This is a genomic window from Nonlabens xiamenensis (assembly GCF_003865345.1).
Classification (GTDB): Bacteria; Bacteroidota; Bacteroidia; order Flavobacteriales; family Flavobacteriaceae; genus Nonlabens; species Nonlabens xiamenensis.
This window is the reverse complement of sequence record NZ_RMVE01000001.1, coordinates 624,815-648,132: the sequence shown is the minus strand read 5'-3', so window position 1 is coordinate 648,132 and position 23,318 is coordinate 624,815. Positions and strand designations below refer to the sequence as shown.

Sequence of the window (23,318 nt, the reverse complement as noted above, 5' to 3'; positions counted from 1 at the left end):
ACATATGATCAAAAAAATAGGCCTGGAGCATATCCTGTTTCTGGATATCGAGACTGTTCCGCAATATTCCCATTTTGATGATCTTGACCTGATCGACCAACAACTCTATGCCGATAAGACCAAATATCAGCGCAAAGACGAATTTGATCCTGAAGAATTCTACGATCGTGCCGGCATCTGGGCAGAATTTGGCAAGATTGTCTGTATATCTGTAGGCTATTTTGTACAGCGTGGCCAGCGGGAATTTCGTACCAAGAGTTTCACAGGAACAGAACATCAATTGTTACTTGATTTTGCCGATATGCTGAACGAGCATTTCTCAGGGCGGATGCACCTGCTTTGTGCACATAACGGTAAGGAATTTGATTTTCCATATATCGCCAGACGTATGGTGATCCATGAAATTCCCTTGCCAGAAAAGCTCAATCTCTTTGGAAAAAAACCTTGGGAAGTACCACATTTAGATACCATGGAACTGTGGAAGTTTGGTGATTATAAGCACTTTACCAGCTTGAAACTCCTGACACGTATACTGGGCATCCCCTCACCCAAAGATGATATCGACGGATCCCAAGTGAGAGACGTATATTATAAAGAAAAAGATATACAGCGCATTGCCACCTATTGTGAAAAAGACACCATTGCCGTAGCACAAATCCTACTGCGACTGCGTGATGAACCTCTATTGACCGATGAAAACATCATCTCCAAATAACCCACTGGTAGTGGTCCAGGACCTGGACTTGAGCTTTGACCACGGAAAGGATTCCGTGCAGGTGCTGGAAAAAGTTTCATTTGAGGTGAAAGCTAATGAGTTTGTCGCTGTAGTAGGTGAATCTGGCAGCGGAAAATCAGTGACCAGCAAGGTGTTGATGGGATTGCTTCCTAAAGCTACAGCCTCCATAACTGCAAAACGTCTGGAAGTGGTGAAAGAAAACATCTTGGCGTTCGATTCAGCTGATTGGGCTCGCTTTCGCGGAAGCGTAGTCAGCATGATTTTCCAAGAACCCATGAGCAGTCTCAATCCCACAATCACCTGTGGAAAGCAGGTGGCCGAAATATTGCACCAACATCGTCGGGCAAGCCCTCGTGAGATCGAAAAACGAGTTTTGGACTTGTTTGAAAAAGTGCGTTTACCCCTGCCGACAACCACTTATGATAAATACCCGCATGAGATCAGTGGCGGACAAATGCAGCGGGTCATGATTGCCATGGCCATCGCCTGTAAACCTCAATTATTAATTGCTGACGAACCTACCACCGCTCTGGATGTCACAGTGCAAAACGAAATCATTAAGCTGCTGAAGGATTTACAGCAAGAATCAGGTATGAGTGTGTTGTTTATCTCACACGACCTGTCCCTCGTGCGCAATATTGCAGATCGAATTCTGGTCATGTATAAGGGACGAATCGTAGAACAAGCCAGCACCACGGATATTTTTGACAACCCCAGGGAAGATTACACTAAAGCTTTGATTGCGGCCAGACCAAGCACAGAATACAGACTCAAACGATTGCCTACCATAGCCGACTTTTTGCAGGGACAAATGTCTCAGGAGGTCATATCTCCTGCTGATCGGAAAAGCAGATTGATCAAAATGTATGCATCCGCTCCTTTACTTGAAGTAGTGGACCTGGTCAAGGAATATCCTATCAAAACAAGTCTTTTTAAGAAAAAAAGCGTTTTTAGGGCGGTAGACGGCGTCAACTTTCAATTATATCCAGGCGAAAGTCTAGGTTTAGTTGGTGAGAGCGGTTGCGGAAAAAGCACACTGGGAAACCTTATCCTCAGACTTTTACCCAGCACTTCTGGAAAGATCATATACGATGGTATAGATATCACACATTTAAAAGGGGGCAAACTGCGTAAATGGCGCAAAAAACTACAAATCATCTTCCAAGATCCTTTTGCGTCGCTGAATCCACGGTTGACAGTCGGACAAGCGATCGTCGAGCCTATGAAATGGCATGGTATAGGTAAGGATAAGACAGACCGGAAAGAACGTGTCCTCAGTTTATTGGATCGGGTAGGTCTGTTACCTGAACATTATGACCGATATCCCCATGAATTCAGCGGTGGACAGCGTCAACGCATCGGTATCGCCAGAACCATTGCCATGGAGCCAGAATTAATCGTTTGTGATGAAAGTGTGAGCGCCCTTGACATTTCGGTGCAGGCTCAAGTTTTGAACCTATTGAACGAACTTAAAGAGGACTTTGGTTTTAGTTACCTATTTATTTCCCACGATCTGGCGGTGGTGAAATATTTCTGTGATCGCGTCATGGTGATGAATCAAGGACGGGTTGAAGAGGTCAACGAAGCCGATGAGCTTTACAACAACCCACAGTCGGCATATACGCAAAAACTTATCGCCTCCATTCCAGATGCTGGCTGACGGCTTGACCTACTGCGTGATGTTTTATAATTGCCTTAGCAAAAAACAATGATGAATTGCGTTTTATCACCCTACTCTGCTGCTGAAATGAGGGAGATAGCACCGCTTTCGCGAAAGCGATACGTTTAAGTATAAAAGGAACTAAAAATTTAACCCCAAAGGCATCACATATCTTTTAAGAATGTTTGCCTTTGGGGTTAGTTATTTTATTTTATTGTTCTATTCTTTAAGAAACCGCTGATGCAGCTGCTGGCCGTCCTGCAACTCAATGGAGAGTATGTAAGTTCCTTGGGCCAATTCCTGAATGTCTATGCCCTCCTTAGCGGACTGTGATTCAGAAATACGTTGGCCTTGCAGGTTATACACCTCCAACCGAAGAATGGGCGATTGATCTTCAGCTAGATTGATGTAAAGTCGGTCGGATGCTGGGTTAGGATAAACATCTACCAGAGCGCTGTTCTCGTTACTTTCAAAGGTTCCAGACAACTCCCCATTTTTTGAAAGATCCTGCCATTCAAAAACTTCCCAGCCAGAGGCGGTATCTCTATTAGAGTTCATACCATTACTACTGCCCCCTTCTGAGGAAACATACTTGCCATTAAAACCTTTTAAAGCTACGTTTCCATAAACATCAATCCATTCAAAAGATTCCCAACCTTGAACACTGGTGCTGGTACATGTCATAGCAGAGTTCCCATTTTGTGAATTAATATAACGACGGTTATTTCCCTTGAGGGCAATCTTGCGATCCCCTGCGCTCACAACCCGGAAACGCTCCCATTGACCACGGCTGCTCCTATCGCAAGTTACTGGTCCGCTACCGTTGTTTGAAGAAACGTATTTATTGCTGTTTCTCAACCAGATGTATCTGCCTATGGGTTGAGGAGGTAATAATCTATCCTTCAAGGGTTGCTGCAAATGACTGTTTGATAACTTGATTTTATTGAGCAGCTCTGCCAGCCAGGTTTCGGTTTCTTGAAGATTAGGCCGATTCTCACCAAATTTCAGGTATTGAGTGATTCTCCACCAACCATAAAACCCATCAAAAGAGTAGATGGAACGGGTGGTTTCATGACGCTTCCACGCCCAAAATGCCCAATTGAGGTTTTGGGTGTCATAATCAGTCCTCGCGCTGTTGACCCAGTCCAGTGTATTTTCTCCAAATTCGCCCACGAATATCGGAATGTTCAACTGGGAGGCTTGTGACATGATGGTTTGAAGCTGAGGATTAGGATTACTTTCGCCTTGAGCGCCGTAGTAATGGTTGGAAAAAACCAGGTTATTGTCCCAACGTTCTAGCATGTCGTAGAAGTCGCTGCCATAATAATTCCCTTCTGCAAATATCAGATGATTGGGATCTTCTGAACGAATGGCTGCGGTAAGCTGTTTGTAGCCATATATCAATCGGTATTTATTGGTTTCAAGTACCGGTTCGTTGAGTAGATCATATCCTGCGATCCATTTGTTGCCCGGATAATTTTTATATCGATTGGCGATATGTTTCCACACAGAACTGGCAATATTGACGTTGGAGTTGTTGGTATTCCAAAAATCTACCGTTGTTCCAGGGTTGTCTGAATGATGATCAGGGTTCTGGTATCCTGGTGCAGCATGCATACAAAAAATCACGTAAATGTTGTTATTCTGGGCCCAATTGACAGCCTTGTCCAACCATTGAAAACCATCGTTTTTAAGTGTCCCGTTGGAAGTATTCCAGAACATATTGTAATGAAATGGAATCCTGATCACATTGAATCCCAACTGTTTTGCTTCGGCAAAGTCGTCATTGGTAATGTAGGTGTTTCTCCAGTCTGTCTCGAAAGCTTGAGTTTTGGATTCATTATTATTTAACAAACCTTTGATTCCGTTGCGAATTTGTGTGTGGGTTTTGATCCCATCTTGATCCAGGTTCAGCATATAACCCTCCCAAAGCAGCCAATTTCCAAAATTGACACCTCTCAAGGTGATCGGATTACCGTCCTTAAGAATTTGGCCTCCAGTAGACGAAACGGTTAACTCTTGGGAATACCCAAAGTTGAGGCAACAAAAGATCACGAGCCATAGGAGCGGTGATTGGCGTAAATCTGATAATTTGAAGAGTGTTTTCATAATAAATAGTTTTAAAGGTTAAGGGGGTGAGGGATCATAGTCAGCAAGCGGAGAATGATTCAACAACAGTTGGCTCAGACAAAATGTGACTACAACAAAGATTTTTTAGATTATTCCATGTATATTCTTTTTGTATTTATACAAGTCCAATGATTCTTAAATTGGACATTCTTACTTTTTTTGATATGGATCGATGAAAGTGATCTGACTTAATGTACCAGGATTTTCTTGCTCCAGGTATTTGGTCCCTGGGTCAACCTCAAGAAATAGATTCCATCGTTGATTTGGTTGAGATCCAATGCTGTGGCTGGGTTTTGTAGACTGTAGGAGTCCTTTGCCACCAATTGACCATTTAGGTTGTAAAGCTGAACCGAGAATTGAGGATTTGCCGTCAGCGCTTCTATATAGACTTGTCTGGGCTGTGGCTGATAGAACACCCTAAAGTTATCTGAGATCTTATCAGCAATACCTAGGCTGCCTGGAGTAACAATTTCGAACTGTTGATTTGGATTAGTAATATCCACATCAAAAGTTTGAATCTGGGCCCCTGGATTTCCATCCTGAATATCAAATGCTTTAACCGGCATATTGACCGAACCAAAACTACAATTGGTAAAAGCGATTTCAAAAACATAGGTTCCAGTCGCTGCTGCTGGTGCTACTTTAAATTCTACATTCAGGTCTGAATTGCTGAAATTGGCCTTGACGTCACCAAATTGACCGCACCAACCATCGTTGATTCCCAATGTATTTCCAGATCCACTGTTTACGATTTTGTAAACATCATTTCCCTGGTGGGTAAAAGTCCAAAGTTGAAATGCATCGTTTTGGTCGGGAGTGGTCATATTGGCATCATAATCCATGGAGGTTTCGGTAGTCATCACCTCATTGTGTACCGTATTGTATATTTGGTAGGTACCATCAGCAATGATCTGGGCCGATGCGAGCATACTGCAACCCAAGATAAAAGCTGTTGAAAGGAGTGGGATAAAGTAGTTTTTTTTCATAATTAGAAATTTTGGTCTATTAATAAATGATAGATTGAATAGCGTGCGGAGGTATCTCTAGTTGAAGTTCAGCATCTGCTAGCATCAATTTGTACTGAATAGGATTGTCTGTTCTATTCATGACTACAGAGGTGATGGAGCCGTCCTCGTTTTGGAAGGATGTACTTTCCAACGTGCTTCTGCTGGTGGTTGTACTGATTCGATGGGCACCAGGCTGAATAAACTTGGAAAAATGACCCAAGTAATAGTAAGTGGGGGTATAAATCAATTCATTGTTCCTGGTATCGGCATGAATGGGAGCAAAACAAAAGTTTTGTACGTGATTGGGACCTCCGTTTTCATTGAGCAAAATATTCCAATCAGTCCATCCTACAGTACCACTATTGAAATCGTTAATGATGGAATTGCCGTAGCGCTCTGCGTTGGACCAGCGTTCATAATGTGCTGGGTCAAATTTTTCTTGACATCCTTCGGTAAAGAGCAATTTCTTGTCTGGAAAGGCAGCGTTAATGTTTTTGAGATTGTCGTATTTGGGCTCGCCTCCAGTCCAGGTTTCATACCAATGAAAACCAATACCCCAAGCATATTTTGATGCAGCAGGATCTTCAAAAATGGTATGTGCACGATGAGAAATTAAGTCTCTGTTGTGATCCCAAACCACTATATTTTTATCACCCAGACCTTGTCGCTCAAAGGTAGGTCCCAAATTATTTTTTAAGAAGTTGAGCTCCTCTTCAGCGGTGTAAATACAGGATTCCCATCGCTGAGTGGCCATAGGTTCATTCTGGATGGTAACTCCCCAAACTGGAATTCCTTCGGCTTCATAAGATTTGACAAATTTCACAAAATAATCTGCCCAGGTTTGATAGTATTCAGGCAGCAATTTACCACCCTGAAGCATATGATTATTGGATTTCATAAATGCCGGCGGACTCCACGGACTGGCATAAAAAACCAACTCCTGGCCGATAAGATCCTGGGCCCTTTTGATCATGGGTATGCGTTTTTCACGATCCTTATCAATTGAAAAACTGGAAAGACTAGCGTCTCCCTCATCGATATAAGTATAGCTACCTAAACCAAAATCACTGCTGTGAATACTTGTACGAATTATATTGTAGCCAATTCCTTCATCAGAAAAGTAGGCTTGCAACAACTCTTCCTTTTTGTCCTTAGAAAGCTGTGAAAAAACCTCGGCAGAGGCGTCTGTTATAGCCCCACCCATTCCTAAATATTCTTGGAATTTTTTCTCTGGATTGACTATTATAGCCACTTCAGTTTCCAGCGGCTGTCGAGAGGAAACGAATTCGACCTCCCCCTGCGCAGCCATTTTAAGATCCGTATTTTCTGCGGTGACAAACACCTTGGCTTGTTTACCTAAAAACGAGTCAGGACGATAATCAGTCTTTGTGTCATTGACAGCCAGGTCTGGACTTTGGTTGTCCTGGTCAACACAGGAGCAGCAAAGCATAACAAAGAAAATGATATATAGATGTTGAAATTTCATATAAACGGTGGAATTATTGCCAAACGAAGGTACCGGCTGCACCCGCAGGCAGACTTGTCGTAATAGGTTCTTGACTACTATTGATATTAAATGTTCTTTGTGAATCTGAATTGTTTAAGACAATAACTACAACTTTTCCCTCTGGGGTTTTAAAGGCTACGTTGGGAAGGTCATTTACATCGTTGGATGCAATACGCTGTGATCCGGGTGGAATAAATCTTGAGGCTTGAGCGATGATATAATAGGCGGGATTGCGCGATACATTGTTCCCATCAATTGTGACTGCACCCAGACATTCTGTACATCCTCCTGGAGTAAACGGTCCGTTGTTGGGATTAGCGGCTAAATTCCATTCTAATACGGTCTTACTCCAATTTCTAGTTGCGCCGATAACTAATTCTCTAAAATGCCATCTGATATCTTCCTCAAAATTACCAGGAGCCTGAACCCATTGTTCAGTAAAATAAATATTCTTGTCAGGATGTGCGTTGTGTACCAAACTTAGATTATCGATTTGACCAGCATACAAATGAAAAGCAGAGCCGTCTATGTATGAGTTGGCTGTAGGATCATTCAATACGGCAATAGGATAGCCCGTATTATCTGGGTTGTGGTCAAAGGCGATGATTTTAGTATCAATCCCAGCGCCCGCGAATGCCGGACCCAAATGATTACCCACAAAATCGACTTGTTGGGCAGCTGTCATCAGCATACTCGGATTGTTAAATGGATTTTCTGGTTCATTCTGCACTGTAATGGCATCAATACGGATGCCTTCGGCTTGCATAGCTTGGATATAGCGCACAAAATATTGGGCGTAGGTATCATAATACTGAGGCTGTAACTCTCCTCCAATAGAACTACCGTTGGTCTTCATCCAGCTGGGGGCAGTCCAAGGTGTTGCGAGGATCTTAAGCTCTGGCTGAATCATCAGGATTTCCTTGAGCACCGGGATTAAATTAGCCCGATCAGGATCGATTGAAAATTGTGTAAGATTAGGATCTGTTTGTCCAGAAGAAAGGTCATTATAGGTAAAAACTGATGTATCAAGATCAGAGGCTCCGATGCTGATGCGCAAATAGGAACTGGCTAATTCACCCTCTTGCGAACCAAATACTTCATTCAACAGGCCGCTCCTGGCTGAAGAAGACATCCCATTAATGACCAGTGCGCTTCCTCCGGTAAGGCAAAAACCGAATCCATCCATGGATTGGTATACCTCATTCTCATTGACAGCGATGGTAAAATTATTGTTTTCGGTCAATGGAAAGACCATATTCTCTTGAAGGCTGACCAAATTGGATTGATCTGGTGTAGTGAGGTAGAAGTCAACACCTACCTCAGCTGCCTCTGGTGGTGAGTAATTGGGAAGCTCATCTTCTTGACATGCTTGAAGCACACCCAATCCCAATAGCCCAAAAATTAATATTTGATTCAATACATTCATTTTCATAGGAGCTTGCAATTATTATTGTTGAACAAATTCATAGGTGCCGGATTGATAATCTTGATTAAGAACCATGGTTACCCTATAATTGGCATCAGTAGGTATGTTGACGAGGTTGGATCCACCTCCGTTGATTAGACTTCCAGTTAAAGCCGAAGGACTATCGCTACCCAGATCAAAGTCCCACGGACTGATGAACTTACTGTCATACCCAGCATTAAGTGTTGTGGTGAGGGTATAAGTATTGGGGTGAGTGTATGTCATTTGATGCTCCACTCTGGTATCCCAAACTTGCCAATGAAATAGTTTAAAATTATAATAGGTCCAAGTAAGCTGTGGTGCGCTGAAATCAATGGAAAGGCGCAGGGCTCTGTCATTAGCAGGACTGAAAGTGGCATTGCTTTCCAACAAGGTGACCACATCCGAAACGCTGTCTCCGTCTGGGGTTACACTTTGCGCCAAACTACCGTTAACGGAATAGGAAATACCTGTTCCATCCATTGCGCTGTTTAAAGCATAAGTAGCATTGGATTGCATGGGAATAAAGTTATCGCTGGAAAAAACATCGCCATTTTTCACAAACTCCTGAATCATGGTACCGTTTTCAAACAGAAAGAGTTCGTTGGGCGTTGGAATCGGTAACACCACAGTATTATCTTCCTCAAAGGAATAAGTATAGGCGTCTGCAGATAAATCTAAAGTGACAAAATATCTACCGATCAGATTGGAAGGAATATCTTCTACGGCTACCCCTTGCGCGGCAGCGTCGCTTTCCATGACAATTCGGTTGTTAGATCCAACAATTTGTTTGAGCAAGTAAGACCAGTCACCATTAGCACGAAATGCAAATCCACCTGTTGCCATCAGATCAATTGAGGCTTTCCAAAGGCTGTTTCCTTCGTACATAAGCGGTTGATCTCCACCCCATCCACCTTGTATAGGCGTGCCCACCATACTCCAAAAATCGATGGGTAAAAAATCATAAGTGGCATTGTCTAGATCCACCCTAACTCGGTAAGTACCAGTATCAGAAACACTTAAAGCCTGACCAAAATTAGTCAATGTACCATTTTCGCCACCGTATTGAAGGGCAGGTAGCGATTGCTCGCTGTAGAATTTAAAAGGTTCTCCAGCGGTTAACTCAGTATAAATTTCATGAATATTGGATGGGCTTCCATTATCATCATTGAGGCGCTTCATTTTAATAGCATTGGATAGGTCGTCATTATTTTCAGCGCCTCTGCCAGAAAGAAAGAGAGTCACCGGAATCCGGTCGTTCTCAAATCGTTTTACTCTAAGGCTACTTGATGATTCATTAGTTTTACTTAAGCTTTGGGCTCTTACGGCAAAAGCTATTTCGGATTCTGTATTTGCTGTGTAGCCAGCGAAGGCCAATGCCTGATCAATTTCTTCAAAACTTAAAGAAACTGAGGTGGCTTCACCATTATCAGCAGACTCCTTGATTAAGATCGGACTGCTAAAATCTGTAGTGCCTGCGCTGTCAATCACAACTTCATAGGAAACACGATAGCCAGCAGAGGATACAGCAGGCTCCCATTGAAAAGTAATAGTTTCTCCAGGCGTGTCCTGTTCTAGTTCGATAGCTTCACCAGAGTTTGGGGATAGAATTGTTGGAGCACTTAAGTCCCAATTGCCTTCAGGCTGAAGGTTTTCTTCCAATTCACATGAGGCTACGCCAAAAAATAAGGGTAGCAACAGTATCCAGTAACGTATTGATATTGATTTCATGACAATTTTATAAAGGGTTTTGTTCTAAAGCAGGATTTCTATCCAATTCTTGTTGAGGCAAAGGCAGTAGTTTTTTGGCGGCAGTCATATTGTAATTGACCGGGCTGCCAGTACGCAAATCAATTTCTACCAACTCGTTCATGGTAGATACTAGTACATCGTACCTGGCCAAATCATCCCAGCGCTGACCCTCCTGAAATAATTCGAGGCGTCTTTCCTTTAGTATGGACATCCTCATTACTTCTTTTGAGCTGCTTTGGTCAGGGCGCAAGTCAGGTAAACTAGCCCTGTTTCTGATTCGATTGACTTCGGTGATAGCTTCTGGCAGTCGGTCCAACTCATTGTAGGCTTCTGCCTTGAGCAGAACCATGTCACCATATCTTAACAAATACTGTCGGTCAGCACTAGCAAATCCATTGGCATTTTTCCATTTATAACTGAAGGGGATCGAACTTCCCTGGGCATTACCCCAAAATTCATCCACCCATTGTACTTGTTCAAAAAGGATGGAGGCATTCTTTCTTACCGTATCTCCTTCATCATCAAAGGCGGTCACCAGATCCACAGAAGGCGTCACAAATTTTCTCCAGGTATCGCCGCTGATGGAAGGTGGCAGCAATAATTGCGGCCCGTAGTTCCCTTCATTCCCTCCCAGATATTGTACCTCAATAATGGATTCTGCATTATTGTAGTTATTTCCATCGAATAGTTCAGGGTAGTTAATTAGGGTGTAATTGGCTGAACTGGCTTCAACAGCCTCGATGTGCGCCAAGACATTGGTATAATCTGGAACAGGTTGTTGCGCTAGAATTTTGGCTGCTAACGCATTGGCAGCTCCTGAAGTAGCTCTGGCTTTATTTACGCTGGCATCATTTCCATAGGTATCCGGCAACATGCTGATGGCCATGAGTAGATCCGCATAGATTTGATCATAAACCTCCTCAACCGTAGACCTAGGGATGTTTACATTTTCTGGATCGGCCGAAGTGGTAGACTCTAATATCAATGGAACACCACCCCAGAGCTTCACGAGTGTAAAATAATGATAAGCCCTTAAAAAGTAAGCTTCTCCTTTGATCTGTGCTCGTCGATCTTCAGTAAGTTGTTGATCGGTTATTCCGTCTGCTCGGTCCAATACTAGATTAGCTTTGGCAATGGCGTTGTAAATATTAGACCAATGGGTAAATAATCTGGAATGCGTGGGTCCGATGTCCAAATAGTCAATCTGAAAGATTTCAGGATTATCTCCACCGGCATAACAATTGTCTGAACGTACATCTTGGAATAGAATATTATCCCACACATAATATTCAGAAGATTGAAAGGATTCGTAGGCACCTACCAGGGCAGCCTCTAGCTGACTTGCTGTATCATATGCATTCCCACTTGTTTCCTCTGAAATCGGCTGAAGATCCAAATAATCCTCGCAAGAGATCAAAGCTGTCAAAATGAAAATGCTCAGAAATATTTTAATAGTTTTCATTGCTTTTGTTATTTAAAAAGTAGCATTAATACCAAAAATTAAATTTCGCGTCTGCGGATACGTACCAAAATCAATTCCTCGTATGGTATTACTACCGCCAAATGCGTTTACCTCTGGGTCAAATCCAGAATAATCGGTGATGGTAAAAATGTTTTCACCTGTCGCATAAATTTTCATAGCCGACAAATGAAGCGTGTTCAATAAGTTTTCCCCAAGGTTATAGCTGAGGGTGATGGTTTTAAAGCGCAGATAGGAGGCGTCTTCAATAAACCTGGTAGAGACCCTGGAATTGTCGCTGTTTCCAAAACTGGCTCTTGGAATATCAGTAATATCCCCAGGCTGACGCCATCGGTTCAGTACCGCAGTAGATTGATTTTTAGGATCCAACATACCTTCCGTTTCGATGCGAGTAGCATTCAACATATCATTTCCTTGCGATCCTTGAATAAATACGAACAGGCCAAATCCTTTATAATTAAGCGTATTGGTGAACCCATAATAAAAATCTGGATTAGCATCACCTATAATTCTGCGGTCATCTGCAGAAGGGGTAAAGGTTGAATTACCATCGTTATCTATATAAAAAGCATTTCCCGTCCTGGGATCAACTCCACCATAAACATAACCGAACAAACTCCCCAGCGCGGCGCCTTCCCTAACAAGACTCGCCTCACCACGACCACCAGCAATACCACCCTGTAGTAATTCCTGTCCTACCAGATTGATCACCTCATTTCTATTGAACGAAATATTGAAACCTGTAGTCCATGAAAATTGCTCAGTAGATATGTTAGTCGTATTTAAAGCAAATTCCAAACCTTTATTCTGTAATTCTCCAATATTTTGGATGGCACTGCTAAATCCAGTTGACGTAGGTAAAGGAGCATTCAGCAATAGATCCCTGGTATTTTTGATATAGGCATCTGCAGTGAATCTGATCTTATTGTCCAGTAAACTCAGGTCTACACCTAAGTTGGTTTGCTCTGATTCTTCCCATTTCAAATCCAGGTTTTCAAGCGAAGCAGGGAATGTTCCTGGTTGCACAGACCCACCAAAGGGATAATTAGCGCCCGTACCTATACGTCCTAAATACGCGTAGTTGGCAATTTGATCATTCCCCACAACACCCCAACCTACGCGAAGTTTGAGGTCATCAATGAAAGAATCTTCTGCAAAAAAGCCTTCATTGGAAATTCGCCACCCCAACGAAAAAGATGGGAAATACCCCCAGCGTGTGTTAGGGCCAAAAGCACTGGATCCATCAGCTCTGAAGTTGGCCGTTACTAAATACTTATCATCATAGTCATAATTGAGCCTGCTGATGAATGATGCGTTGGCCTTTTCGGATTTTGAGGCGGTAGCGGCAAATAATTCGGAACCTCCGTTAGGTGTAGTTACTGCTGCGCTGGCAAAATTTCTGGTTTGAATGGAACTATTTTCAAATCTGAACTTTTGGTTCACGCTTCCTACCAAAGCTTCAATCTTGTGTTTGCCTAACTGGCGATTAAATTTGAGCGTATTTTCAAAAATGTAATATGAGTTCTTGTTGGTATTGTTGATGGATTGCCCCCCAATGGCCACGCCGAAACCAGTCCGGAATGGATCCAAGAAGGAATCAAATACGCCATTACTATGATCAATTCCGTAATTGATTTTATAGGTAAAATATTCTAAGAATTCTGCCTCGGCATAGAGGTTCCCCAAAAAGCGTCTATTGTTAAATTGGCGATCCAATCCATCTGTACTGGCCAGCGGATTTTCCCAATTTTGAAAAGGGTTACTGGTAAACATGCCATCCTCATTAAAAACACCAATGATGGATGGTGTAGTTAGGGCTCCTAATAAAACGCCTCCCTGATTGACATTGTTATTATCATTGATGTCAACATCACTGTAGTCGGTATAGCTTATTCTGGTTCCTACCCTCAACCAATCATCGATCTTTTGATCCAGATTGATCTTGAAGTTGGTACGTTCTAGTTCAGCACTACGTACTGCCCCTTCTTGTGCTACATAACCCGCCGACACAAAATAATTGGTGGATCCGGATCGGCCAGAAACTGAAACTTGATAGTTCTGGGAAAAACCATTTTGAAATATTTCATCCTGCCAGTCTGTACGAGCGTCAAAACTATCCCAATCTGTAGTCAAGCCCAGTTCTTCCATCAAGTCTCTGTACTGTTCTCCATTGAGTACTTCTAATGTGTTCCATACTTGAGATACTCCTGCATACATGTCCAAGCTCACTTTTGGTTTTGCGGTGGTACCGCGCTTAGTGGTAATCAAAACAACACCATTAGCGCCTTGCGCTCCATATATAGCAGTAGAGGAGGCGTCTTTTAAGATAGTAATGGTATCGACATCAGATGGATTGATGGAACGTGTATCTGTTGTAGGGACCCCATCTACTACATATAAAGGTTCGCTTCCTGCATTGATGGAATTGGTACCCCTGATACGTATACTAAAACCCTGAGAGGGTTTCCCTGAGCTGGATAATACTTGGACTCCGGCTGCCTGTCCCTGAATCAACGCACCTACTTGCGTATTTGGTCTTGATTCAAACGAATCACCATCAACTGTAGCTACAGATCCTGTGATATCCTTTTTTAATTGCGACCCATAGCCGACCAGGACAATTTTTTCTAAAGACTCCGCACTCTCCTCGAGGCTGACATTGATTTCGGTTCTACCGTCGATCGTTACATTGATAGTCTCGTACCCAAGATAACTGAAAACCAGCACAGATTCAGGTTGAATATCGGCTTCGAGACGGTAATTACCTTCTAAATCAGTCGTCGTACCTGAAGTGGTACCTTGTAAGATTACCGAAGCCCCAAATACAGGCTGATTGTCTACATCTGTTACTTTTCCTGTGATAACAGATTGAGCCAAACTGAAGTAAGATGCCGTCAAAAGGCAGATCAGGGAAAAATATGGTCGGATATTGTCGTTCATTGTTTTACTGATATTCACATTAATTAATGATAGCGAAAACGTTGTAGCAAAGTAGTCGCTTAAAACAGCCTGATCAACCCAGTCGACAGAAAAAGTGGACATTAATTCATAGACGAATCATTTATATATTTGTTTGTCAGTATATTATCTTTTTTTAACAAAACGTAAAAAGTGGATAATTGGAGTCAATTTTTGGCAAAACACAGGCCTTATTATGCAAAATTCATAGTATAAAAGCCTCAAAAAGTCAGATTATGAATTCTACTGTATGTTTTTTATGTTTTCCTCAAACGAGTCACGGTCTTGAGCAGCGCTTTTAATTTTGGCCCGATAGTTATAAATAGTATTAACAGAATACCTAAGAATTTTGGCTATTCGCGAGCTATTGGTAATCCCCAATTTGATGAGTGCTAGAATGCGTAACTCTGTGTTCAATTGGCCTTTATTTTCTAAAGATATTTGTTCCTCTTCTTTAAGAAGCTGGTTGACGTTGTCTACAAAATCCGGATAGATGTGCAGAAAGGACTCATCAAAATTCTTATTGAAGATTTGAAGTTCCTCATCAATAAACTGCTTTGATTTAGACAGCTCTAATAAGGCTTGTGTCTGATTGGCATTGGTATATTTCCTTACCAGCTTTCTATAGACGTCCAACTTGGTGATATATTCTGAGTATAGATTCAGGAATGTACCGATGTATCTTTCCTTGATTTTATCAACTTCAGAAAGTTCTGTATACAATCGCTTTAAATCATCATTGGAAAGATTCAGTTGTTGATTGACTTGGTTGAGCTTGTCGTTGGCTTCTTTTAATTTATTTCTGGCCACCCTAAGTTTTTTCAACTGTCTAAAAACCATATAAATGGCCACGAGCAAAAACATGACCAATATGCTGATATAGACCAGCGATTTCTTTAATTGATCCTTTTGCCTTTCACTGCGTTGCTCATAGGCTTTTGTAATCATGGGCAGGCTGTTGGCGATATTGACAAATCTCAATTGCGAATTGTAAAATTCGGCATCATCAAAAGAAAAGTTGATGTATCGGTGAGCCCGGTCCAAATCCTTTTCTGCAAACATGATACGCGCCAAAGAACCAATGGAGGCATTGTCCTTGACCGAAGCACGAATGTCAGAAATGGCAGAAAGAATCAGATATTTTTTTTGGGCAGTAGTATTTCCTTCCAGTTCGTGAAGCAAGGAGCGTTCAAAAGTAACCAGCGAATAGTTCCGTGAACCCATATCCACTTTATCAAGGCGTTGTTGATTGACAACAAATGCTTCATCGAGCAATCGTTGGTCACGCAATTGTTTTTCCCTTAATCTCAAGCTCTCCTCAGAATTGGGCGAAAGCCTGTTATACAGTGTATCCTGATAAGCCTGATAAAAGTTAGAATATACCTTTTTGCTACTTTGGACAGTGGTGTTGTAAGAAAGTCCGCCGTAGCCCTCCTTCAAAGCGATATAGTAATCATCTATCAATTCTTCCCCCAGGGATGACTTGGATATTTCATTGAGGGCATCGATCGACTCTTTATAGCGACCTGTTTCCAACAAAAGTGTGCTCAGTGACAGTTTGGCTTTATTACTTAAGTCGGCGCGTCCCAAATCATCAGCAATAGCGATATTTTTTTCAAGATATTCGAGGGCTTTATCAAAACTATAATATCTGTACTCCTCAATGACCTCATCGTAGATGTTATAGGCAGCTACCGGATCGGTATTCTCATTGACTTGTTCCAACAGACGCTGGATAGAGGCTTCCTTTTGACTGTCGTAGTACGTCCTTTTGGCCATGTTGGATTCCAATTCCAGAATTAGGGAATCCAATTCTTGACCATTTCCCAACAAAATCGTCGAGAAAAAAAACAAAAAAAAGTAGCATTGTCTTTTCACATGGCTTTTTTTGAATCCTAATTTTAACATGCCTACAAATGGGTAGCATCGATAGAAAAGGTCGTCAAAACTCATTGGTAAGGTAGTAAATTTGGCCTGTTCATCCGGATGAATATACGCAAGTATGAATTATGGTCTAAAACTTTTAGTAGAATCCTCCTTGGAAAACTTACGACCAGAGGTTTTGAAAAAAAAATTCAAACTCATTCTGGTTCATATCCAGACCAAGCCGTCCATTTTGAAATATGTTTAGATAAGTTCGCTTTCGCGAAAGCGAACCCATCCAGCTCCAGTGTTTTCATTGAAGCATTTGGAATTTCAAGTAAGGTCTTGGAATAATATTGATCAGTCCGTACAGTGCACTATAGAGGGGTAGCAAACATCTTGCAATAGTGAACACACGGACTTTTTTTTCCATAAAAAAACCCTGCTCGCGCAGGGTTCTCTCGTTGTACTCGAGACGGGACTTGAACCCGTACGGACATTACTGTCCATTGGATTTTAAGTCCAACGTGTCTACCAATTCCACCACTCGAGCGATTGTGTCAGCGACACCTCATTGGTACGATCAAAAAAGCCGATTAATCATCGGCTCTTTTAGAGCGAAAGACGGGATTTGAACCCGCGACCCTCACCTTGGCAAGGTGATGCTCTACCCCTGAGCTACTTTCGCGTAAATATTGATAAGAATGAAAGTTAGATAGCCAGTTTATGCTGTGCCAGCCTCTCGTTCCTTGTTCCTATGAGAAAAAAGCTAAATCACTTGTGGTGATGTTGCTTTGCTCCTGATAGAAAAGCGATTTACAATATGTCAAAACTTCAAATCATTTTTTGAAGCGGATGCAAATTTAACAACTTTCCTTTTTCCACAAAGGAAAAAAGAGAAAAATTATTGCGCCTTTCCTGCTTTTCCTACCAGCATACGCTTGATCTCATTTAGCTTCATCAAAGCCTCCACAGGAGTCAGGGTATCAATATCCACCATAAGAATCTCATCTTTAATTTCTTCCAATAAGGGATCGTCCAGATTAAAAAAGCTGAGTTGCATCTCCTCTTCTTGCAGAGACCTCATGGCTTCCTGGGAATCTTCCTGTCTATGGGTCTGTTCCAAACGTTTTAACATTTTACGCGCCTTGGAAATGACCTGCTGTGGCATTCCCGCCATTTTAGCTACGTGAATACCAAAACTGTGGTGGCTTCCTCCTGAGACTAGTTTACGCATGAACAGCACCTTATCCTTTAACTCTTTGACCTCAACATTAAAGTTCTTGATGCGATCAAACTGGTTGGTCATCTCGTTGAGTTCGTGATAATGAGTAGCAAAAAGCGTCTTGGGATGAGAGGGGTGCTCGTGCAGATATTCAGTGATGGCCCAGGCGATGGAGATACCATCATACGTACTTGTCCCCCTGCCTATCTCATCCAGTAACACTAAACTGCGTGCACTGATATTATTAAGAATGCTAGCACTCTCATTCATTTCAGTCATAAAGGTGGACTCACCCTGAGAAATATTGTCGCTGGCACCTACCCGGGTAAAAATCTTATCTACTACACCCATGCGCACACGCTCGGCCGGAACAAAACTTCCCATTTGTGCCAATAGCACGATCAGCGCAGTTTGTCTTAAAATGGCACTTTTTCCACTCATATTGGGACCCGTAATCATGATGATCTGTTGTTCGTCCCTATCTAGATGAAGATCATTGGGTATAAAGGGTTCATCTGCAGGTAACATCTTTTCAATCACAGGATGTCTTCCACCATTGATCTCTAATACCTCATCCTCCATAATTTCTGGGCGCACATACCTAGAAATGGTCGCTTGCTCTGCAAAAGAAATTAAACAATCCAGCTGGCCTATCAATTGAGCGTTTTCCTGTATAGTTTTAATATAAGGCATGATTTCCTGCACCACCTGATCAAACAATTCCTGTTGTAAACTTTGGATGCGTTCCTCTGCGCCCAAGATCTTGGCTTCGTACTCCTTGAGCTCTTCGGTGATATAACGCTCGGCATTGACCAATGTCTGTTTGCGTATCCAGCTTTCAGGAACCTTGTCTTTGTGGGTATTACGCACTTCGATATAGTAGCCAAAGACATTGTTGCTGGAAATTTTTAGACTTCCAATCCCGGTTTCATCGCAATGGCGTTGTAGCATTTGATCCAGGTATTCCTTACCCGAAGTGGCCAACCCCCTCAACTCGTCCAATTCGTTGTGATAGCCTTGCGCAATGGTATTCCCTTTTAGAATATTGACTGGAGCTTCCTCATCGATGGCCTGTTTGATCAAATCAATCAGGTGCTGGCAGGCATTCAAGCGTTCACCCATGCTTTTCAGGGAACGGTCATTTGCCGTTTCGGCTTGTTGCTTTACCGGAACAATGGCCTCCAGACTGTTTTTGAGTTGGATCACTTCCCGCGGACAAATCTTGCCTACGGCGACCTTGGAGATCAGTCGCTCCAGATCACTCATTTGTTTAAGCTGTGACATGATGGATTCCCTGACCTCTCGCTCTGACACAAAATAAGAGACTACATCATGTCGCTTGCAGATTTGAATAGGATCCTTTAACGGAAACGCCATCCATCTTTTCATCAATCTACCTCCCATCGCGGTGGTTGTCTTGTCGATGATATCGATCAGGGTCACAGCACCCTGACTAAGCGGCGTGTATAATTCCAGGTTGCGCACTGTAAACCTGTCCATCCAAACATAGTGCTCATCTTCAACTCTTGAAATATTGACAATGTGATCTACTTTGTCGTGCTGGGTTTCTTCCAAATAATGCAATACTGCCCCAGCAGCGATCAAGGCTTGATCCATTTGCTCGACACCAAACCCCTTCAAAGATTTTACCTTGAAGTGTTTGAGCAACGATTCCTGGGCATAATCGATCTGAAATACCCAGTCTTCCAAATGGAAAAAGGGTAAATCATATGGGAATTCACTGGCCAATGTTTTTTTATCACTGCGGCGCACAAGCAACTCACTTGGATTGAAGTTTTGCAACAGTTTGTCCACTTCTTCCTTGCTACCTTCTGACACCAGAAATTCGCCTGTAGAAATATCCAAAAAAGAAACCCCATAGGACTGACGCTGAACCGATAAAGCCGCTAGAAAATTATTGGATTTGGATTGCAACACCTCATCATTGAGCGCTACCCCAGGAGTTATGAGCTCTGTGACCCCACGCTTAACGATGGTTTTGGTCTGTTTGGGATCCTCTAATTGGTCGCATATAGCCACGCGCTCTCCTGCCTTGACCAATTTGGGTAAATAGGTATTCAGGGAGTGGTGTGGAAAGCCCGCCAGCTCTGTGCGCTCCCCACCATTGTTTCTGTTGGTAAGCACAATATTGAGAATACGGGCCGTGCGTACGGCATCTTCTCCAAAGGTTTCATAAAAATCCCCCACACGAAACAACAACAGGGCATCGGGATACTTTGCCTTGATCTTGTTGTACTGTTGCATTAAAGGCGTGACTTTCTTTGCTTTGGCGGCCAAAATTGTTCGGATTTAGTAAAACTCCAAAAATACAATTAAGTCTCGGCCATCATGCCTTTGTCAAGCTTCCTTTTTCAACAGTTTCTACAGAACGACGCCAGGAATGTTAAATGGCAATTGATGGTACCATTCCGCTCCGTATTTCTTAAATAAGCCTTGGGCGATGTTTTTGTTGTGTTGTACCGCTTTCGCGAAAGCGGACTTCAGGGAAGCAGGGTAAACGGAAGACTGAAGCACTGAAGCTGATACACCCGAGTCCATCCTTATAAATCTAAACTCAACGCCGTACCTGTCGGTAAATACAGATCGTTTTTCAGGAAGATCCAACTGGGAAAGCGGACAAATAAAATACGGAGTAAATCTTGCGAGAACACCTGCCTTATCCAATTTTTCAAGAAACAGAGATGCCACCAATAGGTCTGATTCTGGAACATATGACATCTCCAGATACTGATCTACTTCCTGGGATGGCTTACACATGATTTTGGGTACTGTGGCTGGTGGACTGGTCTCATATTGTACCTCAAAATAAGTACAACCAGGACTTAAGACGATCCTAGGTCGCTGATCAAAATGACGCTGAAAATCATTAAAATTTAGTACCACAGTTTTCTCTACATCTTGCCTTCCACCCTTAGTTATTTTTATTAAAAACAAAGGAAAATCATTTCTTACGATGAAATGACTTTCCCCCTTTAGAATGAGTTTGTTCTGTTTCTGATCACTATAACCAGAAACATTTTTTAATACGTGTCCAGATCGAGGCAAGTACGAAACTTCATAAAAAGCTGAAGTTTCACGATCAAATTGGATCTCAAACTCAAATTTACCCACCGAGGAAGCCTGTGAAAAGGAAACATAACCCATGCCTAAACAAATCCACATTAATATTTGATGTAGGTGTAAATGAAATCCGCTATAGCTTATTTGAGTACTTTTCATAACATCAATGCGATAATCCTGAATAAGGCCGGCATAAGACTGTCCAATGATATTGAACCCTATTTCCAATGGTAGTTTTTGGTCGCTGCCTGTTTTTTAACCGCTTGAAACATTGCAGACTCTAGGGCATTGCCCTCAGTGTTAGAATGCTGGGCGATATAGGCCTCACGTTGTTGATTTAACTTTTGAATCTGTTGTTGGATTTTTAAACGTTCCTGTTTTTTGGCCTGAGTGAAGGCAATAATTTCTTCTTTGCTCTTATCTTGCAAATATTTTGGTAGATGCACCCTGTTGGCAGGTTGTAGCAACTTCTTTTTGGATTCGGGTTGATCCATCGCATCAACCAGGTCCCATGAGGCATTGTAATAATTCTGACTGGTTTTGGACAACGTGCGATTCACATTGGCCTGTATAGAAACTTCCTGTACATCATTATCCACCTCCATTTGTTGAGCCTTACTTATTTCGCCGTGGCTTCCAAACGCCACATAGGTGTCATTGAGCCTGGTGTTGCATTGAAGTATTTGATCATCATAAGGAGTAGATACGTAGGCCGACTTCTGGTTGTGATCCAGGTTCATGTACTCACCCTTGCCCAGAATTGCTCCTTCTTTCCATTTAAGTTGCACCCCTGTATTCCAGTCGCCACAGAAAATGGTATTCACCACCACATCCTCTTCAATAGCTTGTGCAATACTGGAAGCATAAGGTATATTCCCTTGATTGAAACTTTCATTTCCAGCGATAAACAACATCTTCAAATCATTTTTTCCATCCCGCCATTCCAGCTCCTTTAGAGATTTATCAATCACTGTCCCGCAGTATTCGTCTCCGCCTTCTGTGGTCAAACCAAACAGTGATGCGCTGATTTGATCCAGATCTCTGCTGAAACCCAAAACTTGTCTCACATAGGCGCTCTCAGCACTCAGCCTACTATTTCCGTACTCATAAAGGGCGATCTCCAAAACGGCTTGCTGATCCTGACAATGGGCGCCAGACATTTTATTGACGATGTCCCACAATTGAGTTTTGGCTTGGTCGATCAAGCCATCCATACTAGAGCTGGTGTCCAGCAGCAAAGCCATTTGAATCGTAGCCGAAGTATTGTTGACCAGAGGCGTTGGAGTGTTTTCGTTTACACAAACGAATTCTGGATTGAAATGATCAGATTCCTCGGCAGCGGTTTTACAAGACAAGGTCGCAGCGAGTCCAACGGCCATTGCCCAAAATTTTACATTTTTCATCATTCTGGTTTTTAATTGATTGCGGTTTAATTTGTTTCGCTATTAATTCTGCGGTAGCTGTTTGATATCGATCGGTCCTGTCGGACTAACTACATATACCTTGGGATCTGGTTTTTCAGGTACGGGAACAGGTTTCTTTTCCTCTGGTTTTGGGGTATATCGCAAACTCAAATCCATACCCAATTGAATCACTGGTTTTGTGATAGCCGCATTCACCACAATGTCGTAGCCTGAATAGGGAATGGGATCGTAATAATAAGAGGTAGGTTTGCGGACTGAGGTCACGTTTTTCTTGCCTTTAATGGATTCCATGCTTACGTTTTCTGCAGCGAGATAGCTTTTATAAAAATCCTTGGGCATGTGATAATACTTCTTATCGGCCATCGCCACATTCATCTGCGCCATTTCAAAACCCAAGTTTTTGTAATATTCCTTTTTCTTTTCCACTTCGGCCAGGAGCTTTTTCTGTAGATCTTCATAAATGGCTTCCAGATTTTTGACATAATAATCCACTTTAACCAGGTTATAGATTTCGGCCGAAGCACAGGCATTAAGAATCTTGTGAAAATCGGCATCATCGCGATAGCTGATCATCAAGTTTTGCTGTAATTCAAAGCCTACCGGAACTTCGGTATAAGTCTTGGAAAAAAGTTTTTTGGTGACTTCAATTTCATATTGGGGAACAAAAGAGATCATATCGAGGGCAAATTGTCCTTGAAAACCATCGGCCTTAAGTCTGCTTTTGACCCTATCGATTTTTTCATTCATCAATTGGGTAGTTTCCTCGGCAGTATTTCCTACTTGAACCACATTAAAAACGGCGGTATAATCTGTGGCTTCAACATTATACAATGACCTCAGGTTAAGTGACAATATATTACTAGGTTGCAGTGGTGGTGAGGCATACGTACTTTGTTTGCCATAAACTATCGCATTGTCAGACGTAGCTATATTGGCTCTGGAAATCTTCATTGTCGCTGCCTGGTTGTTGAAATTACCTAGATGTTGCCCATGGAGTTGAGCGCATACTAATACGATCAAAAGGCTAAGTATTGTCTTCTTCATCTTCATG

14 protein-coding genes and 2 tRNA genes are annotated in these 23,318 nt (G+C 42.3%); 2 read left to right on the top strand and 14 right to left on the bottom strand.

All coding sequences use genetic code 11. From position 1 onward, the window contains the following. The first annotated feature begins 4 nt into the window (after positions 1-4). Together EGM47_RS02975 and EGM47_RS02970 are read left to right on the top strand one after the other, a co-directional pair. Positions 5-715: a 3'-5' exonuclease gene (locus tag EGM47_RS02975; RefSeq protein WP_124979267.1), complete on the top strand. Its 711-nt coding sequence runs from the start codon at positions 5-7 to the stop codon at positions 713-715. Further along, a complete protein-coding gene (locus EGM47_RS02970; protein WP_124979266.1) occupies positions 693-2,396 on the top strand; it encodes an ABC transporter ATP-binding protein in 1,704 nt (567 codons plus the stop codon). The genes EGM47_RS02975 and EGM47_RS02970 overlap by 23 nt, the downstream gene beginning before the upstream one ends. Before the next feature lie 219 nt (positions 2,397-2,615). Here the strand turns inward: EGM47_RS02970 and EGM47_RS02965 are convergent, their stop codons facing one another. The 14 genes from EGM47_RS02965 to EGM47_RS02900 all read right to left on the bottom strand — a co-directional run bounded on the left by EGM47_RS02965 (position 2,616) and on the right by EGM47_RS02900 (position 23,311). Further along, positions 2,616-4,505: a cellulase family glycosylhydrolase gene (locus EGM47_RS02965; protein ID WP_124979265.1), complete on the bottom strand. Its 1,890-nt coding sequence runs from the start codon at positions 4,503-4,505 to the stop codon at positions 2,616-2,618. Positions 4,506-4,714: 209 nt separating this feature from the next. Continuing rightward, positions 4,715-5,512, bottom strand: coding sequence for a T9SS type A sorting domain-containing protein (locus EGM47_RS02960; RefSeq protein WP_124979264.1), 798 nt, complete (start codon positions 5,510-5,512; stop codon positions 4,715-4,717). A gap of 19 nt (positions 5,513-5,531) precedes the next feature. Beyond that, a complete protein-coding gene (locus tag EGM47_RS02955; protein WP_240642134.1) occupies positions 5,532-7,019 on the bottom strand; it encodes a glycoside hydrolase family 30 protein in 1,488 nt (495 codons plus the stop codon). A gap of 13 nt (positions 7,020-7,032) precedes the next feature. Next, entirely contained in the window at positions 7,033-8,466 is a 1,434-nt protein-coding gene (locus EGM47_RS02950) for a glycoside hydrolase family 30 protein (RefSeq protein WP_124979263.1), read from the bottom strand. A gap of 21 nt (positions 8,467-8,487) precedes the next feature. After that, a complete protein-coding gene (locus EGM47_RS02945) occupies positions 8,488-10,215 on the bottom strand; it encodes a SusE domain-containing protein (protein WP_124979262.1) in 1,728 nt (575 codons plus the stop codon). A 7-nt stretch (positions 10,216-10,222) separates the two neighbouring features. Next, positions 10,223-11,698, bottom strand: a complete 1,476-nt coding sequence (locus EGM47_RS02940; RefSeq protein ID WP_124979261.1) for a RagB/SusD family nutrient uptake outer membrane protein — start codon at positions 11,696-11,698, stop codon at positions 10,223-10,225. A gap of 12 nt (positions 11,699-11,710) precedes the next feature. Continuing rightward, positions 11,711-14,656 (bottom strand): SusC/RagA family TonB-linked outer membrane protein, encoded by a 2,946-nt coding sequence (locus EGM47_RS02935; protein ID WP_124979260.1) that lies wholly within the window; start codon positions 14,654-14,656, stop codon positions 11,711-11,713. Between the two features lie 261 nt (positions 14,657-14,917). After that, positions 14,918-16,552, bottom strand: coding sequence for a DUF6377 domain-containing protein (locus EGM47_RS02930; protein WP_124979259.1), 1,635 nt, complete (start codon positions 16,550-16,552; stop codon positions 14,918-14,920). Between the two features lie 452 nt (positions 16,553-17,004). After that, positions 17,005-17,090: transfer RNA gene (locus tag EGM47_RS02925), tRNA-Leu, on the bottom strand. A gap of 63 nt (positions 17,091-17,153) precedes the next feature. Beyond that, positions 17,154-17,225: transfer RNA gene (locus EGM47_RS02920), tRNA-Gly, on the bottom strand. Positions 17,226-17,441: 216 nt separating this feature from the next. Beyond that, positions 17,442-20,060: a DNA mismatch repair protein MutS gene (mutS, locus tag EGM47_RS02915; RefSeq protein ID WP_124979258.1), complete on the bottom strand. Its 2,619-nt coding sequence runs from the start codon at positions 20,058-20,060 to the stop codon at positions 17,442-17,444. 84 nt (positions 20,061-20,144) lie between these two features. Continuing rightward, a complete protein-coding gene (locus tag EGM47_RS02910; RefSeq protein WP_124979257.1) occupies positions 20,145-20,945 on the bottom strand; it encodes a hypothetical protein in 801 nt (266 codons plus the stop codon). A gap of 116 nt (positions 20,946-21,061) precedes the next feature. Continuing rightward, positions 21,062-22,246 carry a vWA domain-containing protein gene (locus EGM47_RS02905; protein ID WP_124979256.1) on the bottom strand — a complete coding sequence of 395 codons (1,185 nt, stop codon included), beginning with the start codon at positions 22,244-22,246 and terminating at the stop codon, positions 21,062-21,064. A 42-nt stretch (positions 22,247-22,288) separates the two neighbouring features. Next, complete coding sequence (locus EGM47_RS02900) at positions 22,289-23,311, bottom strand: SIMPL domain-containing protein (RefSeq protein ID WP_124979255.1); 1,023 nt, start codon at positions 23,309-23,311, stop codon at positions 22,289-22,291. Positions 23,312-23,318: the final 7 nt, after the last annotated feature.